The 18896-nt window shown below is 34.1% G+C and carries 24 protein-coding genes; 4 read left to right on the top strand and 20 right to left on the bottom strand.

The window, feature by feature from the left end; all coding sequences use genetic code 11:
• Positions 1-89: 89 nt before the first annotated feature.
• The 4 genes from JE46_RS20280 to JE46_RS20265 all read left to right on the top strand — a co-directional run bounded on the left by JE46_RS20280 (position 90) and on the right by JE46_RS20265 (position 2953).
• Complete coding sequence (locus tag JE46_RS20280) at positions 90-896, top strand: phytanoyl-CoA dioxygenase family protein (RefSeq protein WP_031457114.1); 807 nt, start codon at positions 90-92, stop codon at positions 894-896.
• 154 nt (positions 897-1050) lie between these two features.
• Positions 1051-1737 (top strand): CDP-alcohol phosphatidyltransferase family protein, encoded by a 687-nt coding sequence (locus JE46_RS20275; protein WP_031457113.1) that lies wholly within the window; start codon positions 1051-1053, stop codon positions 1735-1737.
• A 1-nt stretch (position 1738) separates the two neighbouring features.
• A complete protein-coding gene (locus JE46_RS20270; protein WP_031457112.1) occupies positions 1739-2170 on the top strand; it encodes a GtrA family protein in 432 nt (143 codons plus the stop codon).
• 204 nt (positions 2171-2374) lie between these two features.
• On the top strand, positions 2375-2953 hold the full coding sequence (locus JE46_RS20265) for a DUF4833 domain-containing protein (RefSeq protein WP_031457111.1): 579 nt from the start codon (positions 2375-2377) through the stop codon (positions 2951-2953).
• 423 nt (positions 2954-3376) lie between these two features.
• Here JE46_RS20265 and JE46_RS20260 read toward each other — a convergent pair whose 3' ends face one another.
• The 20 genes from JE46_RS20260 to JE46_RS20165 all read right to left on the bottom strand — a co-directional run bounded on the left by JE46_RS20260 (position 3377) and on the right by JE46_RS20165 (position 18826).
• A complete protein-coding gene (locus JE46_RS20260) occupies positions 3377-4879 on the bottom strand; it encodes a leucine-rich repeat domain-containing protein (protein ID WP_031457110.1) in 1503 nt (500 codons plus the stop codon).
• Complete coding sequence (locus JE46_RS20255) at positions 4860-5087, bottom strand: hypothetical protein (RefSeq protein ID WP_031457109.1); 228 nt, start codon at positions 5085-5087, stop codon at positions 4860-4862. Before JE46_RS20255 ends, JE46_RS20260 begins: the two co-directional genes overlap by 20 nt.
• 2 nt (positions 5088-5089) lie before the next feature.
• A complete protein-coding gene (locus tag JE46_RS20250) occupies positions 5090-5500 on the bottom strand; it encodes a hypothetical protein (protein ID WP_031457108.1) in 411 nt (136 codons plus the stop codon).
• A gap of 100 nt (positions 5501-5600) precedes the next feature.
• The gene (locus JE46_RS20245; RefSeq protein WP_031457107.1) at positions 5601-5792 is read right to left on the bottom strand and encodes a hypothetical protein; all 192 of its coding nucleotides are present in this window, start codon (positions 5790-5792) and stop codon (positions 5601-5603) included.
• Between the two features lie 20 nt (positions 5793-5812).
• Positions 5813-7435 carry a hypothetical protein gene (locus JE46_RS20240; RefSeq protein WP_031457106.1) on the bottom strand — a complete coding sequence of 541 codons (1623 nt, stop codon included), beginning with the start codon at positions 7433-7435 and terminating at the stop codon, positions 5813-5815.
• Between the two features lie 383 nt (positions 7436-7818).
• Entirely contained in the window at positions 7819-8010 is a 192-nt protein-coding gene (locus tag JE46_RS20235) for a hypothetical protein (protein ID WP_031457105.1), read from the bottom strand.
• A 33-nt stretch (positions 8011-8043) separates the two neighbouring features.
• Positions 8044-9384, bottom strand: a complete 1341-nt coding sequence (locus JE46_RS20230) for a hypothetical protein (protein ID WP_031457104.1) — start codon at positions 9382-9384, stop codon at positions 8044-8046.
• Between the two features lie 403 nt (positions 9385-9787).
• A complete protein-coding gene (locus JE46_RS20225) occupies positions 9788-9979 on the bottom strand; it encodes a hypothetical protein (RefSeq protein ID WP_031457103.1) in 192 nt (63 codons plus the stop codon).
• Between the two features lie 33 nt (positions 9980-10012).
• The gene (locus JE46_RS20220) at positions 10013-11314 is read right to left on the bottom strand and encodes a hypothetical protein (protein WP_035136928.1); all 1302 of its coding nucleotides are present in this window, start codon (positions 11312-11314) and stop codon (positions 10013-10015) included.
• Positions 11315-11364: 50 nt separating this feature from the next.
• Positions 11365-11817 (bottom strand): hypothetical protein, encoded by a 453-nt coding sequence (locus JE46_RS20215; RefSeq protein WP_031457102.1) that lies wholly within the window; start codon positions 11815-11817, stop codon positions 11365-11367.
• A gap of 3 nt (positions 11818-11820) precedes the next feature.
• A complete protein-coding gene (locus JE46_RS20210; protein ID WP_051872962.1) occupies positions 11821-12597 on the bottom strand; it encodes a hypothetical protein in 777 nt (258 codons plus the stop codon).
• Complete coding sequence (locus JE46_RS20205; protein ID WP_031457100.1) at positions 12597-13061, bottom strand: hypothetical protein; 465 nt, start codon at positions 13059-13061, stop codon at positions 12597-12599. Before JE46_RS20205 ends, JE46_RS20210 begins: the two co-directional genes overlap by 1 nt.
• Complete coding sequence (locus tag JE46_RS20200) at positions 13051-13893, bottom strand: hypothetical protein (RefSeq protein WP_031457099.1); 843 nt, start codon at positions 13891-13893, stop codon at positions 13051-13053. Before JE46_RS20200 ends, JE46_RS20205 begins: the two co-directional genes overlap by 11 nt.
• Positions 13893-14189, bottom strand: coding sequence for a hypothetical protein (locus JE46_RS20195; RefSeq protein WP_031457098.1), 297 nt, complete (start codon positions 14187-14189; stop codon positions 13893-13895). Before JE46_RS20195 ends, JE46_RS20200 begins: the two co-directional genes overlap by 1 nt.
• Complete coding sequence (locus tag JE46_RS20190; protein ID WP_031457097.1) at positions 14167-14535, bottom strand: hypothetical protein; 369 nt, start codon at positions 14533-14535, stop codon at positions 14167-14169. The genes JE46_RS20195 and JE46_RS20190 overlap by 23 nt, the downstream gene beginning before the upstream one ends.
• Positions 14535-15038 (bottom strand): hypothetical protein, encoded by a 504-nt coding sequence (locus JE46_RS20185; protein WP_031457096.1) that lies wholly within the window; start codon positions 15036-15038, stop codon positions 14535-14537. The genes JE46_RS20190 and JE46_RS20185 overlap by 1 nt, the downstream gene beginning before the upstream one ends.
• Positions 15038-16003, bottom strand: a complete 966-nt coding sequence (locus tag JE46_RS20180; protein WP_031457095.1) for a hypothetical protein — start codon at positions 16001-16003, stop codon at positions 15038-15040. The genes JE46_RS20185 and JE46_RS20180 overlap by 1 nt, the downstream gene beginning before the upstream one ends.
• A 17-nt stretch (positions 16004-16020) precedes the next feature.
• Positions 16021-16611 (bottom strand): DUF6046 domain-containing protein, encoded by a 591-nt coding sequence (locus tag JE46_RS20175; protein WP_031457094.1) that lies wholly within the window; start codon positions 16609-16611, stop codon positions 16021-16023.
• Entirely contained in the window at positions 16611-18032 is a 1422-nt protein-coding gene (locus JE46_RS20170) for a phage tail tape measure protein (protein WP_031457093.1), read from the bottom strand. Before JE46_RS20170 ends, JE46_RS20175 begins: the two co-directional genes overlap by 1 nt.
• 224 nt (positions 18033-18256) lie before the next feature.
• Positions 18257-18826 (bottom strand): hypothetical protein, encoded by a 570-nt coding sequence (locus JE46_RS20165; protein ID WP_051872961.1) that lies wholly within the window; start codon positions 18824-18826, stop codon positions 18257-18259.
• Between the last annotated feature and the right edge of the window lie 70 nt (positions 18827-18896).

The raw sequence follows: 18896 nt of genomic DNA, 5'->3' as shown, positions 1-18896 counted from the left end.
CGAATGTGCTGTTGTTGTTGCTGTAGCTGCTGCTAACTTTTAGATAAAATTTCAAACTCATTATTTCATTTATTAAATATATATATATCATGGTATCTTCTTATAAAACATTTACACTTGCTAATCAATTAACTGCTGAACAAATTGCCTTTTTTAACGAACATGGCTTCATTCATTTCAAAAAATTTATAAATCCGGAAACGGTTTCATCCATCATTGATGCCTCGAAACAGGTAGAGCAAAAATGGATTGACAATAACCTTGAAAAGGTAAATGGCGTTCCAATTAAATACGGAAAAGATTTAGACGGCTCTCCCATTGTACAGCGTTTTGCTTTTATCAATCAGCATCATCAGGCCTTAAGTGGTCTTTTACTTGATCCAAGATTTAATGGTTTATTACCATTGGCAGGCGATGGCGCAAGATTAGGTACTGAAGAAAAAGACGGAATGGTTTTCAATCATTATATCAATGGACCGGAAAGTAAATTTGCTAAAATGGGCTGGCATACAGATGGTTTGAGAGATATTTTTTATGGTGCAAAATTAAACCCGATGCTAAATGTGGGGATCCACTTAAGCACTTTAAAACCGGAAAACGGCGGGCTTAAAATCATTCCCGGTACTCACAAGCAAAGTATTTATCAAATGCTTTTCCGTAAAAAATACTTTTTAGATCATAAAGCCGATCCTAAGGAAATTTCCATCACTCCGGAAGCAGGAGATTTAACCATTCACGATGGTCGTTTGTGGCACAGGGTTGCAGAATCAACTATCCGTGGCGAAGAAAGCAGACGAAGAGTTATTTATATTCCCATTATAGCAGGAAAATACGCTCCTAAAAACGAGAATAGTCCAACGGTTTTCTATCAACGCTTTGCGGGTATTGTTAAATAATTATGCTGTTTATTATCGCATTTAGTTATCTGGTTAGATCAGGTAAGCTAAAAAGTACCACAGATTTTTTTAAAAATACGCAAAGAAAAATCAAATTAAAAATTGCAAAACTAGAATTGGCTATACTATCTGGCTTACAAATATTGCGTTATTAATGGGAACAGAAACACAGATTGAAGATTATAATGCAATTGCACAAAGAACATTTTCAGACCGCAAGCGAACTAATATTTTAAAAAGAGCAGAACAGTTAACGATTGTATTTTTGCTTCCAAAAGTACCTAAATTCATTTCGCCAAACTTGCTCACCTTAATTGGTACGCTTGGTTCGGGATTCGTTTTTTTAGCTTTTTTTTTAGGCGCTTATTTTGCAAATTGGTATTTACTTTTGGGTATTATCGGTTTGGGTATAAATTGGTTAGGCGATTCTTTAGACGGAAGACTGGCTTATTACAGAAATATTCCACGTCGTTGGTATGGTTTTGCACTCGATATTATCGCCGACTGGATTGGTATTGTACTTATAGGTTTTGGCTACTACATTTATGCTGAAAACGGCACACAAATAGTAGCCTTTGCTTTTGTCGCGTTGTATGGCTGGTCTATCATCATTAGCCAGTTACGCTACAAAATTACAAATGAATACAGTATAGATTCCGGGTTTGTCGGACCAACTGAACTTCGATTTATTATTGCTTTCATTTTAATTTTAGAAGTTTTATTTCAGGGATCAATTACCTATTTGACTGGCTCAATCACTATTTTATTATTGATAATTAATATCATAGATAGTTTTAAGCTTTTAAAATTGGGCGATTTAAGAGATAAAAAAACTGAATGATATGCTTAGTAAAAAATCCATTTATACTTTTCTGCAGGCACAAGTTGCGGCATTTGTAGGCGGTATTACCGATTATGGTTTAATGATTTTACTAACAGAAGTATTTAAACTGCATTTTACCTTTTCTATTTTAATCTCCGGAACCGTTGGTGCCATTATCAATTTTAGCATCAACAGATTTTGGGTATTTAAAAATCAATCCGGTTATAGCAGCCACATCAATAGTCAGCTTTTCAAATTTGCGTTGGTGGTATTGGGAAGCATTTCCTTAAAATCATTAGGTACGTTTATTTTTCAAAAAGTATTTCAAATCGATTACAGAATCGGAAGATTAATCACGGATTTATTTGTTTCTTATGCATTTAATTATCCGCTGATTAAAAATTGGGTTTTTAAGGCAAACGAAAAACAGAACGTAATCCAATCAAATTAGTATATTAATAATCAATTCGTGTAATTACTTCGTCTATTCGCTTCGCTCGGGTCGTGTTTTCTATTCAACACATAGCCAACTATGTTTGTTTAAACAAGTGAAACGCTTTTTTTAAGCGTCCTAAATCTATGTTTCGAGCCTGCATGAGCGGAGTCGAAGTTTGTTAAAATAATTACACCCAATGGGTTGTACAAACATTTCGTTATGAAAAAATCATCATTTAAATATTTTACAAAATCACTAGTCGTTATAACGATCTTAGTAAATATAATTTCCGGAAATCTATTGGCACAATCCAAAAATCCATCGCCATTACATTTTCCAACGCCTAAAAATATAGATAACATGCTATTTTATATCCAGCGGGATCCGAATATAAACACTGCAATTTATTCCATAAACTATCAGGAAAATGGAAAAATAGACAAAAGCAATCCTATAAAAGCGTATTGGATTCGATATGCTGAGAAAGGAGAAAAAAAAGATTTTAGTTATATACAACGAAAATTTGCCTACGGAATAGAAAGTAAAACGTTAAACAACGAGGACTTTGAGCTTCAGTTTGTATCGTATAAAAAGTTATCCTTAACCTTGAAAAAGACAGACTCAGATCAAAAATATCATGTTTTTGCAAACGTAAATCAGAAAAAAATTCAGATAGAAAAAATATTTGTACGCATTGAAGGAGGCTCTTTTTGGCTACCCAATGTAAAGTATGCCGAAGTTACCGGAATTGATGCTTCGTCAAATAAAACGATTACGGAAAGGATATTATTGAAATAAGATACTTATATCTGGATGTATCAAAGGTTTAATTTCCAAATTTAAATACTTTTACAAAACGGTAGAGTAAAAGAAAAATGATGCAACTATAATCGGAAAAACAAGAAGTCCCTAAAAACAAAGCCAAAAGTATCCAAAAAAAGTCAATACAAATTGTATGCTTTATTAATTTACTTTAACATTATCTAATACTTATAAGGATTATATCAGTATAACTAGCATTATAATTAACTGTAGCGGTCCTAGTTTATGGTATAAGCACCTATGAAATGGATTACTCTCCTGATAATTTATACATATAGCAAAGCCACCATTAGAAGACTTTTTGTCTTTCAATGGTGGCTTTTTGTTAAATTAAATTACTCTGAGAAAGTATTAATCTGCTGAAGGACTTTTTTAAATTCCTGCCTCAGTGGAATCTGTTTAAGCATTAATTGACCACGATTTAGCCAACAAAGAAGCTTCTGTATCTGAACCTGTTATCGTATCCGGATTGTACATAGCGTAAACAACACCGTTGTTAGGCACACTATCAGTCCAATCAACCAAATTCCAACCTGCAGTATTAATACCACAGCTATCTAAAGTTAAGAGTGTCAAAGCATCTAAATTACTTGAAGGATTAAAATAAGTTAGAGGATTAACTCTTAAACGTAATTGCTGAATATTACTTAAGCTTACTGCCGGGTCAAAAACAGTTAAATTATTGCCTTCTAGGGTTAAATGGGTTAATGCTGCTGGCAATTCTAATTCTGGATCAAAAGCAGTTAAATCATTACTATCCAGATTCAAAGTTTGCAAATTCGACGGTAACGCTATTGATGGGTTAAAATCAGTCAACTTATTAATCCTTAAATCGATGAGAACTAAATTATCAGGTAAAGCTATTGCCGGATCAAAAACAGTTAAATTATTATTACTTAAATGTAAGGACTCTACATTTGATGGTAATGCTGTAGGAGGGTCAAATTCTGTAAGCTTGTTATTATTTAAACTTAAAGCATATAGATTAGCAGGCAATGGCAAAGAAGGCGTAAAAGTCGTTAATTTGTTTATAGCTAACACCAACTGGCTAATACTGTTTGGTAAGGCTATTGAAGGATCAAAACCTGTTAAATCATTAAACGCCAACCATAAAGTATTTAAATTTGGAGGTAACGCTATTGACGGATCAAAATTAGTCATTCCATTTTCACCTAAATACAAGTAATATAATGAATTAGGCAACGGTAAAGACGGGTTAAAATCACTAATACCACAACCTGATAAATTTAAATTAAATAAATTAGGCAATGCTATTGAAGGGTCAAAGTTACCAATAGGGTTATATGTCAATTTTAATATACTCATAGCCGGCAACGCTTCTGATGGGTCAAATGAAGTTAATACGTTGAATCCTAAATCTAATTCGTATAAGGTTTTATCCGAAAAATCTGTTAAGCTGAATTCTGCAATACCTAAACTAGCAAGTTTTAAATTACTAACAGGTACTTCAGATACATTAAAAATAGCCTCATTCCCTGTAACTGTAACTCTGTCAAAAGTTAAAGACCCTCTTGTTTCAAAAAATGCGTTCCAGTCGCTGATACTTTTTTTGTCTCCAATTCCATTATTTAGACATGTGGTATCAATATCTGTAAATAATAACCTCATAGCTGCCGAAGGTAATAAAATCGTTATTGCTATCAATGATGCTTGTGAATCTGAAGTAATAGGTAATCTATACAAATCACCTGGAACAAGCCCTCCAGCAAGAGCTTCACCGTTGTTATTATATTCGCCTTTGATTTCGATACTACCACCAAGCTCAGTAGAGGCAATTTCTTTTACATTTCCGTCAGAATCTCTAACCAACACTTTATCTTCTATCGTGCCAGGGTCAACTTCTTGAAAGTTTAAATGTGTTTTAAATATCTGTTTTGCCATAATTAAAAGTTACTTCTGAAATTTCTGTTGTGTCTGTTTGCTCAGATTTAATTGTCTTGCTAAATCTGAATATTCCGTCAATAAATGATAATGTTACTTGCTCATTTTCATTTTCGGAGTTGGTAATTGTAAGGCAATCTTTTTTTAGAATTTGCCTCAATTGTTTAAGTTGCTTTTTAAGCTTCTTAATTTTCTTTTTGCTTGACATATTTAAAATTCTAATTGACTGTATATTTCGTATCCATCCAGTAAATTATCGTCACCTCCTACATAAATACCCTCTATTTTTGTATTTTCGACAATCCCGATACAATAATCCCCGACTTCTTTTATTTCATTATTTTCATTTCCAGGTGCTTTAAAAACAACCATTTCGTCTGACGGAATTATTCTAGCTTTTTTTATTGCTTCCGGATGTGCATCTGCGGCTTCTAAATGATTATCAAAAGCTTCTTTATCGGCTTTTTCACTCAATAGTTCCGTAAATCCCTCAATAGATGCAGGGGGTATCAAATCATATTTATGAAAATAGGAATCCTGCCACGCCCAAAACTGTTCCTGGGGAGGTTTTAGACCGTTTAAAAACCAGTTTTTTAATATATTTTTTTCTGTAATTGCCATAATTATTTTTTTTCAAATTGCGATAGAATTGATTTCACTTACTGACCTGCTCTCGCTATTGGATGGCTTTTTTTTATTCCTGCCTCCACTGGAAAATCTTTTACTTTTCTTCTTTCGAAAACAAAGGCGTAACGCTTGGCAGTACGGCCGATAATACTAACCCAGCCAGTTTAATTCTGTTAATTGTTATTAATGAGAACCCTACACCTTGTAAAAGGTCAAGTTTTGTGTCAATAAAGCCTGTTAAGACAATTAAAATACTTGCGATTACGGCGATTTTTTGTTTGTTCATATTTATTAAATTATTTAAAATTAATTATAGACAATTATCTCTACAGGCATCTTATTCAAATAGCTGTCTGTCCCTCCAGGTACATCTTTATCCACAGAACCAACAAAAAAAGAATTTGTGAATGCTTTTGCAACGCAATAGAAGTTGCTTATAGTTCTGCCGACAGTTATGAAGGTTTTATTTTGCTCAGAAGTTGCACCAACCAAGTCACCAATATATATTCCTGCCCCATCCCTGCTCCAAACAACATCACCTCCTAAAGTATTTTCTAAAACAATTGCTGTTGGTGCATTCGTACCATTTTGAGTTAGAAGAGCTCTGTAAACTCTGTATGGAGGCATGTAGTTTATAATATAAGGATCGGGTGTAGTTCCAGTTCCTGTAATCGAAATGTTTGCGCCGGCAATTATATTTGTTTGACTTTCTGAACCTGAAGAGCCACCACTAATTATACGCCAATCAATTCCATTGAAAAAAACAGGAACCTTTACAGCTCCTTCGCCAACTGGAATTTGTCCATTTTCAGGGTCAAGAGCATCAATTACAGTGGCATATGCAGAAGAAGATGGAATAGGTAATCCACTAACATTGAATTCTCCTAATTGAGAATACCCCCCAATAATTAACCTTGAAGAAAATAACCCAATATCATTACCAGAAGCACTAAAATACATTGGTTGTGAGTTGGATGAATTTAAATAAACTGCCCCGCTGTCTGCTAAACTGAAATTAGAGCTACTTGTAGTATTCATACTTACTCTGGGAGAGATGGAGTATATTTGATTATCAGATTCCATACTTAATATTCCGCCTGATTTTAGCTGGCAATATCCTCCAGTATTAAAATATAGAGGCGAATTATCATTGATATTCCCTACATTTATTCCTGAATATGGACTTCTAATATCAACATATCCTCCTGTAGATGATATATCAACTCCTCCAGAAGTGGATGTCATCGATACTCTTCCACTTTCATCATTAGTAGTAATTTTATTAGACTGGCCATTTCCAAACATTTCAACTTTTGGAGCAATCATGTCGACATATGCACTTTGTGAACGTAATTCTAATCCTGCTACACCTTGAATCTCTGTTTTTGTTGTACTATAAATGTTCAGAGGATTAGAACTGTAATTATTAATATTTAACCCTTGATTTGAATGTAATTTTACTACTCCAGAATTTGGCATTTCTAATTGCGCCCCCATGCTACCTGTTACGTTAACACCTGCAGAATTTCCTTGAATTTGTATAGGATTAGAATTTCCCCTATTTTGAATTACTATACCATTTGGGGATACCGCTAATTGACCATAAGCATTATTAGAAATCTCAGCACCAAATTCACTTAATGAAACAGAACCATTTGAACCTGAAACTACAAAGTTAGATATACCTGTTGCGGTTGAACCATTAGCTAAAGTTTGGGGTAAATCCTGAGAACCACCGCCACCAAACTCACTACGAGGAACGTATTTTATAATTTTATCAGTTCCACGAACTAAAACACTATCGGCTTTTGTAGTACTAGCCGGCACCGAATTTAATTCTAACGGCTTAGCAAAATAAGTCGTCGAAATTGTCTGAGCCGATAAATTGAATGTGACGGCGAGCACTAAAAATAAAAGTAGTTTTTTCATATTTTTTTGTCAATTAGTATTGTTTTGAGAGTTTGATTTGTAATCTTTTCAATTTTGAAATCTCCATTTTTCAAACTGATTAGCGCTTTCAACAGATGTAGGCAGTATCAAATTATATTTATGAAATATGACTTAATACTGCCGCGCCCAGAACTGTTCTTGCAAAGATTTTAAACCTTTAAAACCAGTTTTTTTATATATTTTTTCTGTGTTTGTTTTTAGATTGCGATAGAATTGATTTCACTCACTGATCTCTTTTCGCTATTATTACATCTTACGATTATAGTCTCAGTACCTACACGATATTTGCACCACAAAGTATCATCAACATTAACATTGTCTGTAGATGCTATTAATTTGCCGGATTTTTTGGAATCTTTAAATTACTTTTCTGTCTTAGAAAGTAAAGGCGTAATACCTGGCAATAATGCTGACAACAACAAACCTCCCAATTTGATTCTGTTGATTGTGATTAAAGAGAAACCAACCTCTTGTAAAAGCTCAAATTTTGTATCAATAAAGCCTGTCAAGACGATTAAAATACTTACGATTACAGCGATTTTTTGTTTATTCATATTTATTAAGTATTTGATTATGGATTACAAAAATTAGTGAGCAACCCATTCTGTGCCGTTAAAGAAAACAGGACAAATAATATTTCCACCACCAACAATTGGAGTCAGGTATGCAGGAGATGTTGCATCCAATACTGTTGCATAAGCAGTATTAGATGGAGTTGGTAAATTTTCGAAAATAAACTCACCTAATGATGCTATTCCTGTTATTAAGGTTTTATCAGATTGGATAATTAAAGGGCTTGTATTACCTCTGTTTTGTAATTGTACACCACTTGGATTCATTGATAAGCCTCCATAACTTCCTGCATTTAAATCAATTCCACCATAAGTATTTTGTATATAAAAAGGAGAAGAGGATACCGCCGTAAGAGTTGAATATTGTTTGCCTAAATTCAATCTACCGTTACCACCGCCTTCAAAATTTATATACCCTGTATCTGAGTTATTATTAGAACTTATATACATGCCATTACTATCACCAAAATAAAACCCATTACTGTGAGAATAAATTAGACCAGTTCTAATATCTGCATTTTGAATAGCAGAGTAATCATTATAAAATTCAATTACTTGAGAAATTTTAGGTATTCCCACAAAATTAGTAGTACTTTGATTTATTTCTCCATTAAAAGTTACCTTGGGAGCCCATAAGGTTAGACCCGAATTATCTATATTAATAACTCCGTTACTTCCAGTTATACTTAGGTTGTCAATATTACTTGCAGCAGAGCCTTCATCTAATAACTCTTGTAAATTTTGAGAACTACCACCGTCTGTAGAAATTTCTATATTTCCAGTAGAGTCTGCTCTATTTCCATTTATAGAAGTTATTAAATAATAGTCATTATCGCTAATTGGTGCGGGAAAATGCATATTACTATTGGATACTGGTGTATCTATAGTTACTTTAGTTCTAAAAGCAGAATTATCAGCACGCTGTTCCAAACTAAGTATACCTTCGTCAAAGGATATAAATGAACTCTTCGTATCATAACCACTACCAAAATATGAGTTACCCTTACTCATTCCAAACTCACCATATCTTTGACTGTCGTATGATCCTGCCCAGAAATCTATATAATTATTATCTTCTCCAAATATTTCTACATAATTACAATCAGATCCTTCGCACCATTCAGCGTAAGCATCTTTATTTAGAACATCTTGCAAGGTAGACGAACCACCAAACTCACTTCTTGGCACAAATTTTAAAATCTTATCAGCCCCACGCACGATTACACTATCAGCCTTTGAAGTACTAGCCGGAACAGAATTTAATTCTAACGGCTTAGCAAAATAAGTCGTCGAAATTGTCTGAGCCGATAAATTGAATGTGACAGCCAGCACTAAAAATAAAAGTAATTTTTTCATATTTTTTTGTCAATTAGTATTGTTTCCGGAGTTTGATTTGTCATCTTTTCAATTTTGAAATCTCCATTTTCAAACTGATTAGCGCTTTCAACAGATGTAGGCAGTATCAAATTATATTTATGAAATATGACTTAATACTGCCGCGCCCAGAACTGTTCTTACGGATGTTTTAGACCGTTAAAAACCAGTTTTTAATATATTTTTTCTGTGTTTGTTTTTAGATTGCGATAGAATTGATTTCACTCACTGATCTCTTTTCGCTATTATTACATCTTACGATTATAGTCTCAGTACCTACACGATATTTGCACCACAAAGTATCATCAACATTAACATTGTCTGTAGATGCTATTAATTTGCCGGAGGACTTTTTTTGCTTCCTGCCTCCTTAGGAATCTTTAAATTACTTTTCTGTCTTAGAAAGTAAAGGCGTAATACCTGGCAATAATGCTGACAACAACAAACCTCCCAATTTGATTCTGTTGATTGTGATTAAAGAGAAACCAACCTCTTGTAAAAGCTCAAATTTTGTATCAATAAAGCCTGTCAAGACGATTAAAACACTTACGATTACAGCGATTTTTTGTTTATTCATACTTTAAAATTAATTGATTACGGATTAAAAAAATTAGTGAGCAACCCAGGTAGTACCATTATAGATTACCGGGCAAACTGTTGTTCCTCCACCATTAACGGGTTGCAAATAAGCAGGTGAGGCAGCATCGCTAACAGTCGCATACACGAAGTAACCAGGTGAAACTGGTAAGGTATCTACTGTATACACAGGTAATTCAACAGGATTAAAGTATTTGGCTTTATTGACATGAACATCTAATGCATTGCCGTATATCTCAACCGCTTTGCCAGAGCCCGCTGATAAACTTGCTATACCGGTTGGGTCTATATGAAACTGACCTCCAGTACCCGCATTATTATCCAAATACAATCCTGCTCCTGATACATACATCGGATAAGTATTAGACCTTGCAGCCAAGCCCTGTGATTCAAGTGTAATAAATGCTCCACTTTTAAGAGATAGAGGAGAACTTACACTAGCATCACCTATTTGCACACCGGCACCCGTACTATTCTTAATAACAACGGGACCACTACTGGAATTTAATTCAATACCGCCCGATTGTGATTGTAATGAAATTTTACCGGTACTATCTGATATGTATAATTGATTTAGTGCACCACCGCTTATAAATTCAAATTGATTCGCCTTTGCATAAAGTTTACTTTGAGTTACAAGGCTTAATGTATCATTGGCTTTTAAATGAACATCGCTTTGAGATGTTATCTTTATGTTTTGAGATGCTTCTATATTAGCCGTCCCATTTTGTGATTTTAAATTAACCCCTGCCCAGCCATCAATATTGACCTTATCTCCCCAACTCTTAATATTCATTGGTAGATTACTTTGATTGTCAATGTCTAAACCAGTTACAGACCTCAATTCAACTACTCCGGTCTGTAATTTCAGATAATTTCCGTAAGCTCCTTGTACGTAAACACCCGAATTTCGACCAAGCAAATTAATAGGATATGAATTTCCCCTATTGTCAAGAACTAAACCATTTGCACCAATATTCAGGGCACCATATCCAATATTAGACATTTCAACTCCAGTATTATCTAATGAAAAACGTCCATTTGGACCATTAACGGCAAAAACATTAGATATAGCGGTAGTACCTTTGTCTAAAGTTTGTTGTAAATCCTGAGAACCCCCACCGCCTGAAAACTCACTTCTTGGCACAAATTTTAAAATCTTATCAGCTCCACGCACGATTACACTATCTGACTTTGAAGTACTTACCGGGACAGAATTTAATTCTAACGGCTTAGCAAAATAAGTCGTCGAAATTGTCTGAGCCGATAAATTGAATGTGACGGCCAGCACTAAAAATAAAAGTAATTTTTTCATATTTTTTTTGTCAATTAGTATTGTTTCCTAAGTTTGACTTGTTTGAGTATTTATTCATAAGATGATTTTAGCATTTCGTCACCACCGTTCCAGTTTCCACTAACCAAAGAACCTTCAATCCATCCCACGCAATAATCACCTATAGCTTTTACTTTTTGATCTCCTTCAGGACTTGTTTTAAATACCTGTACCTGACCATATGGAATAATTCGGCTTAATTCTATCAGCTCGTAATGCGCATTTAAATCTTCTACATGTGCATTAAAATCTTCTACATACGTATTAAAATCTTCTAGATGCGTATTAAAATTTTGTAGATGCGAGTCAAAAGCCTCCTTATCGGCTTTGCTATTCAATAATTCCGAAAGTCCTTCAATAGCTGTAGGTGGTATTACATCATACTTGTGAAAATAGGACTCCTGCCACGCCCAGAACTGTTCTTGAGGAGGTTTTAAACCGTTTAAAAACCAGTTTTTCAATATATTCTTTTCAGTAACTGCCATGATTTATTTTTTCCAGATTGCTAAATAACTCACTTCCGAAGCCGCTCTACTTTCAGAATTATTACAAATAACCGTTATACGATCAATCTTCAGGTCATAATCACACCAAAGCGTATCATCTCCATTTACATTACCAGAAAAATATATTTTATTGATGGATGGAATAAATGCCTTTAAATTGCTCATTGTATAACCTGATGGTGGAAAAATATCAGCGTAATTCTTAGAAAAATTGCCATGATCTTGTCCCTGATCTCTGTTTGTTGTAAGTATTTGCCCGTAATCGTAATGCTCCATTAGATTTTTTTGTGCTCCAGTCTCAATTGTCAACATCTTAGTATAGACAATTGCAAAAGCATTTGACAAAGCTTCAAACGAAGTCTGATCTGCTTTGCCTTCCAGGGCTTCTTCAATTTCTTTGGTTTCTTTTGGTTTTGTAAAATCAGCCCAATCGATAGAGCCTATTCCTGATCCAAATGTTACGTAACGAGTTCTAATAACTGTTTTAGATTCGTTGTTTTCAAAAACAAGGTTTTCCTTGTCTTCTTTGATAATGACTTTGCTTTGAACGATTCCGCCTTTAAAAAAGAAAACTTCACCATTTACATAAACAACACCATCATCAGCGGTTGAACCCGTAATGTTGCAACCATAAAGAATTGTTTTATCTCCGGCAATTCCTCCCAGACCATTAAAAACGGCTGAAATTTTTTGCAATTCGTCCAGTATTCGTGTGGTCATTGGAAAACCGCCTACCTGATTTACATCGAGTTTATTCATTATATTGCTATTATTTGATATGATTTTCCGGCTAAGACATAAAATTCAATCTTAGCCTCTATTTCGTTTAATTTTGTGTTTACAAGCTCTTGCGGTACATTTACTAAAAAATCTACTTTTGAACCTGAGTAATTGAAGGCCGGTTCTAACCACATTATTCCAAGATAAACAGGTCTGTTTTCGGCTTGTGTATAAATATAATCCTGTGTTTTATTGACAGTGTTCGTAATTGTTATTCTCCTATCTTCTTTGTCAAAAGCATCATTGAGAGCACCGCGCAAATAGCATTTTTGTGAATTGTATTGTAGCTTTTTCAAATTCTCTTCCCGCATTCGGGACCATTGATAATTCAGATGTTCAACAGGAGAAATCAATGCTTTTAAATACCCAAATATTACTGGCTTTCTTAGAAATGTTGGTAAAAGCAATAATATCAGTTTGTTCCAATCTACCTTATACCACATAACTCACACCTTTAAAATCGGGAACAGTAAAATAACCGCTTGCCGGAATCGTTCTCACTGTGATAGGTTCCGGATCTTTGTATTCTCCTGTATTAATATCAATTATCTGAGATTCGGCATTTACGATGTTCGGGATTCTTACACCTTCTACAGCTTTCAGCTTTGTTTCAAGATCAAAAAGAACCAACTCACCATTAAAAGGCAGTTCTTTCATATATTCTAAAATTGCGTCTTCAACAGGATAGGTACCACCACCATCAGGTAATATTCTCATTCCGTATTGATCTAAAACCAATGGATCACGGAATATTTGTAAAGTCAATAATAAAATATCCGGCTCATTGTTTACTACTATATAGTTAACACCAGCGTCTGTAATTTCATCAATATAGAAATCGAATGCTTCCTTTTGAAGTTCATCAAGTGGCTGTAAAACTCCTTCGTTTTCGGAAGCAATTTTTATCAGCAATTGACCACCATTTTTAGTAACAGCACTGTATTTTACAATTTTTGACTCTTCAATTATATCTTCACTAAAACCTGTGTTATCGTATTTATCTGTGTCAGTAATCAAATCAAAGCCATACTGAAACGCCAAAGCTTTAGAACGATACCAGGAAGGACGATGTGGGTATTTTTGTTCGATAATGTCTTCCACTTCTTTTTTGTGCGTGTCAAACAATTTTTCTAACAAAACATGAGCATAGGAAACGATAAAAATGAATAACCTGTAAATAGCGAATTTACTGGTTGAATTCAATTCAGCTAAATTTTGATCAGCCGAAACTGCATCTAGCATCTGTTTTTGTATTACTTCGATATTTCTTGCCATTATGATACTATAAAAGTTGTGTTTATTGCCATTGTACCTATACCTAATTCTGGTATAATATTGCTATCTAAGTTGGTAAAACCTGTAGCAATTATTTGTTTTTTGTTCGTGAAATATTCAACGATTTGTGTGTCCAGTAATTCACTTTCCGGAACTTCAATTATGTTACCTGGTATTGGATCATCAGTAATTGAAAAACCATTTTTAAGAGCAATATCGAATGCATAAACCGGAGTCCCTATGTTCTGAATTGCTACATCAAAAAAAGATTGATTATGTAAGATTTGCTTTTGCATTGTCTTTAAGTATTCGGTTTTCTCGCTTTAATTCGATTATTTCCTGTTGTTGTAGTTTAATCTTTCTGTCTTTTAGTTTTAGTTCCTCTTCCAGTAATGAAATTTTCCTATTCATCAGATTTTCAAATTCTATGTATCGGGTTTCATATCTGTTTTTGAGATCATCAAGAATTTCTTTATAATGTCCTGATAACCTAATATCATTTTCTATTGCAGTTGTTTCGGCATTTTCTTTTGCCTGCAATACATCAACTTGATATTTTGACCTTGTAAAAAGAAATGTAAAAAGACCGGTACCGCCAATAGCAGCCAGAATTGAAGAAATAAAAAATAAAATATCATTCATTAAACGTCATTTAAAAACTCATTAAATCTATTTTTTACAGCCGTAAACTGTGCTGCATTTACTAATGTTGTTGTATTACCTGCACCTCCTGTAGTTGTAACCAAAAAACTCATGTTCTCTACAGCGGTTAATAAATCGGAAACCAAACCTTTGAGGGTTTCATTTTCCTTTTTCAATAAAAAGCCCGCTTCAGTAATTCTAAATTGAACCGTGTTAATTTGAAGATCTAAACTTTCTATCTCTGAGTAAGATTCAACATATAATCTTTTGATATCCTCTTTAATTGGACTAACAAGAACAGAACTGCCAACAGTGGGGAACAAGAAAAATTTATTTTTATTTCCATCAATTACCGACGATAATTGAACATCTGTGTATTTTATTTGATCATCTGATACCATACAGGTCCCTTGTTCTTTATCAACCGAAATCACTTTTGCCGGAAATGTATCAACATCCCGCTGCATAAGTTTTCTAAATGCATCTTGTATCTTTTTATCCATTACAAACGCTTACCAATTGTTACTGTTCTTCTTGCCCCACCAGTTCCAAACGATGTGACTACTTTTTTAATAAAATAATCTCCTTCACGGTCAGGGTGCTCACTGTCAATAAATTTTGCTTTCATACCTCTTGTAGCAAATGGAATTAAGAAGCTTTTTACATCGCCATCAAAACCATCATACTTTAGCTTTTCAAGTTCAGCGTTTGCCATTTCTTCAAGTTTTTTCATGTCTGAAATGACAGACGTATGATACTCTCTTTGTTCACCGTCCGTATCTCCAACTTCAACACTTTGACGTTTGTTTTCTTTATCGATGTATGTATATTTAATTTTAATTCTTCTGTCTTCCTTGCTTTTAAATTCAAGGTTGTTTTCGACAACATTAAAATTTAGATTATAGACGGCAGTTTCTCCTATGTTGGTAAGTTGCTCCAAACCGCAATACAATTTACCTTCATCAGTAATAAAAGCAGACATTAAGAAATCTTTTTTAAGACTTTCTAAAACTTGCGCTCCATTAGCATTTTTTATAATCCATTTATCCATTTTAACAAGTGGAATCGGGCTTGATAATTGAACTGGAGTACCTTTTACAACTTCCTCAAGAATTTCTTTCATCGTTGTTTTCTCCCATGTTTGGGTAATACTTTTTCGTCTTAACAACCAAATTGCATCTTCACAATGTATTTCAAACGGTATCTTAGGGTTAATCTTTTTTACGTAGCCTGTAAATTCAACACCTGAATACTTACCCTCATAGCCTAATGTAATCTTTACCGGATCACCGACCTTGATTGCGTTTTCAGTATATTTTTGCTCGCCATTTTGTTTTACTTTAAATCGTGCCGGTAGTTTAATAATGGCTGTGTCTGCCATATCTTCGACCGATTTTGTAATTACAATTTCATTTACAGCATTAAATATAAAATCGCCTATTTCAACCTTTGCTTCGAGTATAAACATATTCCAACAGATTAATTTTAGTTTGGGGTTGTTGATTTCTTTTCATTTAAATCGGCAAAAAAATCAGTATCAGAAATCGCCTTAATGCTATATTTTTGTATGCCTGATTCGCCTATCATTTCATCAAACTGGATATCTTCAATTACTAAGCGTCTAATGCCGAATAGCTCAAAAAAGGCATTTTCTTCAATTTCAAGAGCATCATTTATATTAACCAGCTCATTTAATGATTTAACCTGATCTGAAGGATATATTTCAGGATCATCCTTGTCAACGCAAACCCCTTTAATTGATATCACATAATCATCAGTATTTATGTATTCCTTAACCGTTCCTTTTTTATACTTTCCAACCGTTACAGTTTTTACAATTGTTTTGGTAAGTCCTATTGAAACTAAAGGTTCATTGGGTAACACAAATATTTGTCCTTTATAAGACAACTTTAGCTGCATGAAATATTTTGCTCCTAAAAGCTGATTTGAGTTTATAGCACTCAAATCAGGCAAACCATATTTTTTTTTGTTCATTTTCCACCATTCGGGAAAATGTGGGCCGGTATAATCCAACGCAGCCCTTACAAGTACTTCTTTGATGTTAAATTGTGCCATTAGTCTGTTTGCATTTGATTTACACTGTTGACAGCTCTTAAGATCATTTCCTGAACTTTTTCGCCTAAGTTTTCGATTCCTTTTTCGGTGCTTTCAACAAAGATTTTAGTATCGTCCTGAAGCTTTTGAATATTGATTGTTAAGTGAGTCATTTTAGAACCTCCGGATACAATTGAATCAGATTGACCCTTGATATCCTCGCCTTTGATATTCTTGCTTTTGTCAGCTCCGGCAGTAAGTCCTTTTTTCTTATTTAAATAATCGTCATAAGCTCCTGTTTCACCGTCTTTTTTTGCTTTGGCATTACTAAACCTGTCTTTTAATTCCTGGAAATCTCTTTTAATTCCGTCGGTATCAACTTTAATTCCTACCTGGCTAAATTCATTTATAGCTTTGGCATAATTATCATTCTTTTTTTTGTCAAGGTCAGCAATTCCCTTTTTTCGGGCTTCCATCTCGCCATTAATCTGAGCAATCATTTTTTGATTCTCAGATGAATCACCCATACCAACAGCTTCCTTAAACTTATACCAGCCTAACTTAACCTTATCAATATTAGTCATTAAAGAATTAACCATTAGTGCAAAACTGAGTTTTGCAGCATCTGTAAAACCCTGCCACAAAAACGTAGCTCCATTAACCGTATGTTGCCAGCTTTCGCCCCAGCCGCTTGTATATTTCATGACCATTCCAATAACCATAATCAAAGCTATAATACCCAGAACCATCCACGTAGTGGGATTAACCGCCATCAAAGCGTTATAAATTGCCATCCTATTGTTCAAGAACGTCCATGCGACACTTAGTGCTATAATTCCCTCGGCAAAAGGTGCTAAAATGTTGATAATACCTGTTAAACCGGTAGTCAGCCAATCAACGCCAATCAAAACGCCAGTCATTATACTACCAAAAAAACCAAGAGCTTCACTAACATAATTTACTCCCAATGCAGACTGTATAAAACCCCTAAAAGCGGTTACAACAGGGTCTATCATTTCAAAAAGGATTGAAAACCATTCTGAAACATAAGCAAGGTTATCACCTACAAACTTCAATCCGGCAACCATAAGCGAAATAACAGATGTAAAGATTCCGCTAGCTTCTCCACCAACCTGAAGAAGAAATTTATTCCACTGTTTATCAAGAGCCTTAATCTCTTCTCCAAGTGTTGTAGATGCCGATCCTTTTTTAAATTCTTCATACGCAACCCGGGCTTCAATGACCTTCTTGGTAAATGACGAAACGGAATCAAATATGTTCCCAAAAACATCTTCAAATATTTTTGATTTCTTTGCAGTTTCAATAAGACCTTTGGCGAAAACCTTAACTTTATCATAAGCCTGACCAACTGAATTGGCAATCTGTTTTAAGCCACTACTGGCATAATCTTTTATCGTTATAATAAATTCGTAGGCTGTCATAATTATTTATGTTTGAGAATTTTGTTTCTCTTTGGTTCTTATAAAATGCAGGTTTTGAATTTCCTCACACCAGGCAGAATCGCTTAGTTTTTCGGGTTTTCTAATGTGCATGTAGTATTTTAAATAGGCATCAAACAGCCTTATGTATATGTAAGGTTCTCCTTTTTTATTAGTTTTTACTAATTCAAAAGATGAGGCGTCATTGGTGTCAATGACTGCCTCATCTAAAGCTTTTTTAGCATAGCAATTTTTTTATTTTGTAGCTTTTCGATTGCCTGATATAATGGAAATCTGATAACAGCGTTGTCTCTGTCATTGAAGACCGCATCTTTTTCAAGAACTACTACGTCAAAAAGTTTTTCCTGGGTTACAAAAGGTTTTCCGCTTGGATTTTTCTTTTCTGCCAGTTTGATATCATTACGGGTAATGCTTCTAATTTTGCATTTAACATCACCGATCGTAATAATTGAATTATTACCTTCTGTTTCGATGTCAGCTTCATCAAAATTGAAGAAATCCCTCATTTCTTTTCGGGCTGGAAAGAAATAGTCATCATTGGTTTTAATTTCGTCATCACCACCAATAAATAAAACATTGATCAATTCCTCTCCAAAGGCTAAATCACCATCGTTTGTCATGGCTGTAAAAGCTCTTTTGAAATCTTTCATTTTTGGCTCACGTAAATAGGCGGTTTTATCTTCAACTGGTAATGCGTAAACACCTCCGTATTTTTCTTTCCAGTCGTTAATTTGTTTTTCGTCTACTACTCCTTTTTTTAAATCTGCTTTGTTCATTTTTTGTTTGTTTTTAAAAAAGCCACTCTTTTAATTTAAAGAATGGCTTTTCGATTTTTTGAATGTTTCA

Origin of the sequence: Flavobacterium chungangense LMG 26729, from assembly GCF_000735715.2 — a bacterium.
GTDB lineage: Bacteria > Bacteroidota > Bacteroidia > Flavobacteriales > Flavobacteriaceae > Flavobacterium > Flavobacterium chungangense.
Note: the sequence above shows the minus strand (reverse complement) of the source record. Positions and strands in the feature narration are given on the sequence as shown.

Bases quoted from the DNA above. Each gene is read 5' to 3' on its own strand.
- JE46_RS20280 (WP_031457114.1), top strand. From the start codon at position 90: ATGGTATCTTCTTATAAAACATTTACACTTGCTAATCAATTAACTGCT.
- JE46_RS20275 (WP_031457113.1), top strand. From the start codon at position 1,051: ATGGGAACAGAAACACAGATTGAAGATTATAATGCAATTGCACAAAGA.
- JE46_RS20270 (WP_031457112.1), top strand. From the start codon at position 1,739: ATGCTTAGTAAAAAATCCATTTATACTTTTCTGCAGGCACAAGTTGCG.
- JE46_RS20265 (WP_031457111.1), top strand. From the start codon at position 2,375: ATGAAAAAATCATCATTTAAATATTTTACAAAATCACTAGTCGTTATA.
- JE46_RS20260 (WP_031457110.1), bottom strand. From the start codon at position 4,879: ATGGCAAAACAGATATTTAAAACACATTTAAACTTTCAAGAAGTTGAC.
- JE46_RS20255 (WP_031457109.1), bottom strand. From the start codon at position 5,087: ATGTCAAGCAAAAAGAAAATTAAGAAGCTTAAAAAGCAACTTAAACAA.
- JE46_RS20250 (WP_031457108.1), bottom strand. From the start codon at position 5,500: ATGGCAATTACAGAAAAAAATATATTAAAAAACTGGTTTTTAAACGGT.
- JE46_RS20245 (WP_031457107.1), bottom strand. From the start codon at position 5,792: ATGAACAAACAAAAAATCGCCGTAATCGCAAGTATTTTAATTGTCTTA.
- JE46_RS20240 (WP_031457106.1), bottom strand. From the start codon at position 7,435: ATGAAAAAACTACTTTTATTTTTAGTGCTCGCCGTCACATTCAATTTA.
- JE46_RS20235 (WP_031457105.1), bottom strand. From the start codon at position 8,010: ATGAATAAACAAAAAATCGCTGTAATCGTAAGTATTTTAATCGTCTTG.
- JE46_RS20230 (WP_031457104.1), bottom strand. From the start codon at position 9,384: ATGAAAAAATTACTTTTATTTTTAGTGCTGGCTGTCACATTCAATTTA.
- JE46_RS20225 (WP_031457103.1), bottom strand. From the start codon at position 9,979: ATGAATAAACAAAAAATCGCTGTAATCGTAAGTGTTTTAATCGTCTTG.
- JE46_RS20220 (WP_035136928.1), bottom strand. From the start codon at position 11,314: ATGAAAAAATTACTTTTATTTTTAGTGCTGGCCGTCACATTCAATTTA.
- JE46_RS20215 (WP_031457102.1), bottom strand. From the start codon at position 11,817: ATGGCAGTTACTGAAAAGAATATATTGAAAAACTGGTTTTTAAACGGT.
- JE46_RS20210 (WP_051872962.1), bottom strand. From the start codon at position 12,597: ATGAATAAACTCGATGTAAATCAGGTAGGCGGTTTTCCAATGACCACA.
- JE46_RS20205 (WP_031457100.1), bottom strand. From the start codon at position 13,061: ATGTGGTATAAGGTAGATTGGAACAAACTGATATTATTGCTTTTACCA.
- JE46_RS20200 (WP_031457099.1), bottom strand. From the start codon at position 13,893: ATGGCAAGAAATATCGAAGTAATACAAAAACAGATGCTAGATGCAGTT.
- JE46_RS20195 (WP_031457098.1), bottom strand. From the start codon at position 14,189: ATGCAAAAGCAAATCTTACATAATCAATCTTTTTTTGATGTAGCAATT.
- JE46_RS20190 (WP_031457097.1), bottom strand. From the start codon at position 14,535: ATGAATGATATTTTATTTTTTATTTCTTCAATTCTGGCTGCTATTGGC.
- JE46_RS20185 (WP_031457096.1), bottom strand. From the start codon at position 15,038: ATGGATAAAAAGATACAAGATGCATTTAGAAAACTTATGCAGCGGGAT.
- JE46_RS20180 (WP_031457095.1), bottom strand. From the start codon at position 16,003: ATGTTTATACTCGAAGCAAAGGTTGAAATAGGCGATTTTATATTTAAT.
- JE46_RS20175 (WP_031457094.1), bottom strand. From the start codon at position 16,611: ATGGCACAATTTAACATCAAAGAAGTACTTGTAAGGGCTGCGTTGGAT.
- JE46_RS20170 (WP_031457093.1), bottom strand. From the start codon at position 18,032: ATGACAGCCTACGAATTTATTATAACGATAAAAGATTATGCCAGTAGT.
- JE46_RS20165 (WP_051872961.1), bottom strand. From the start codon at position 18,826: ATGAACAAAGCAGATTTAAAAAAAGGAGTAGTAGACGAAAAACAAATT.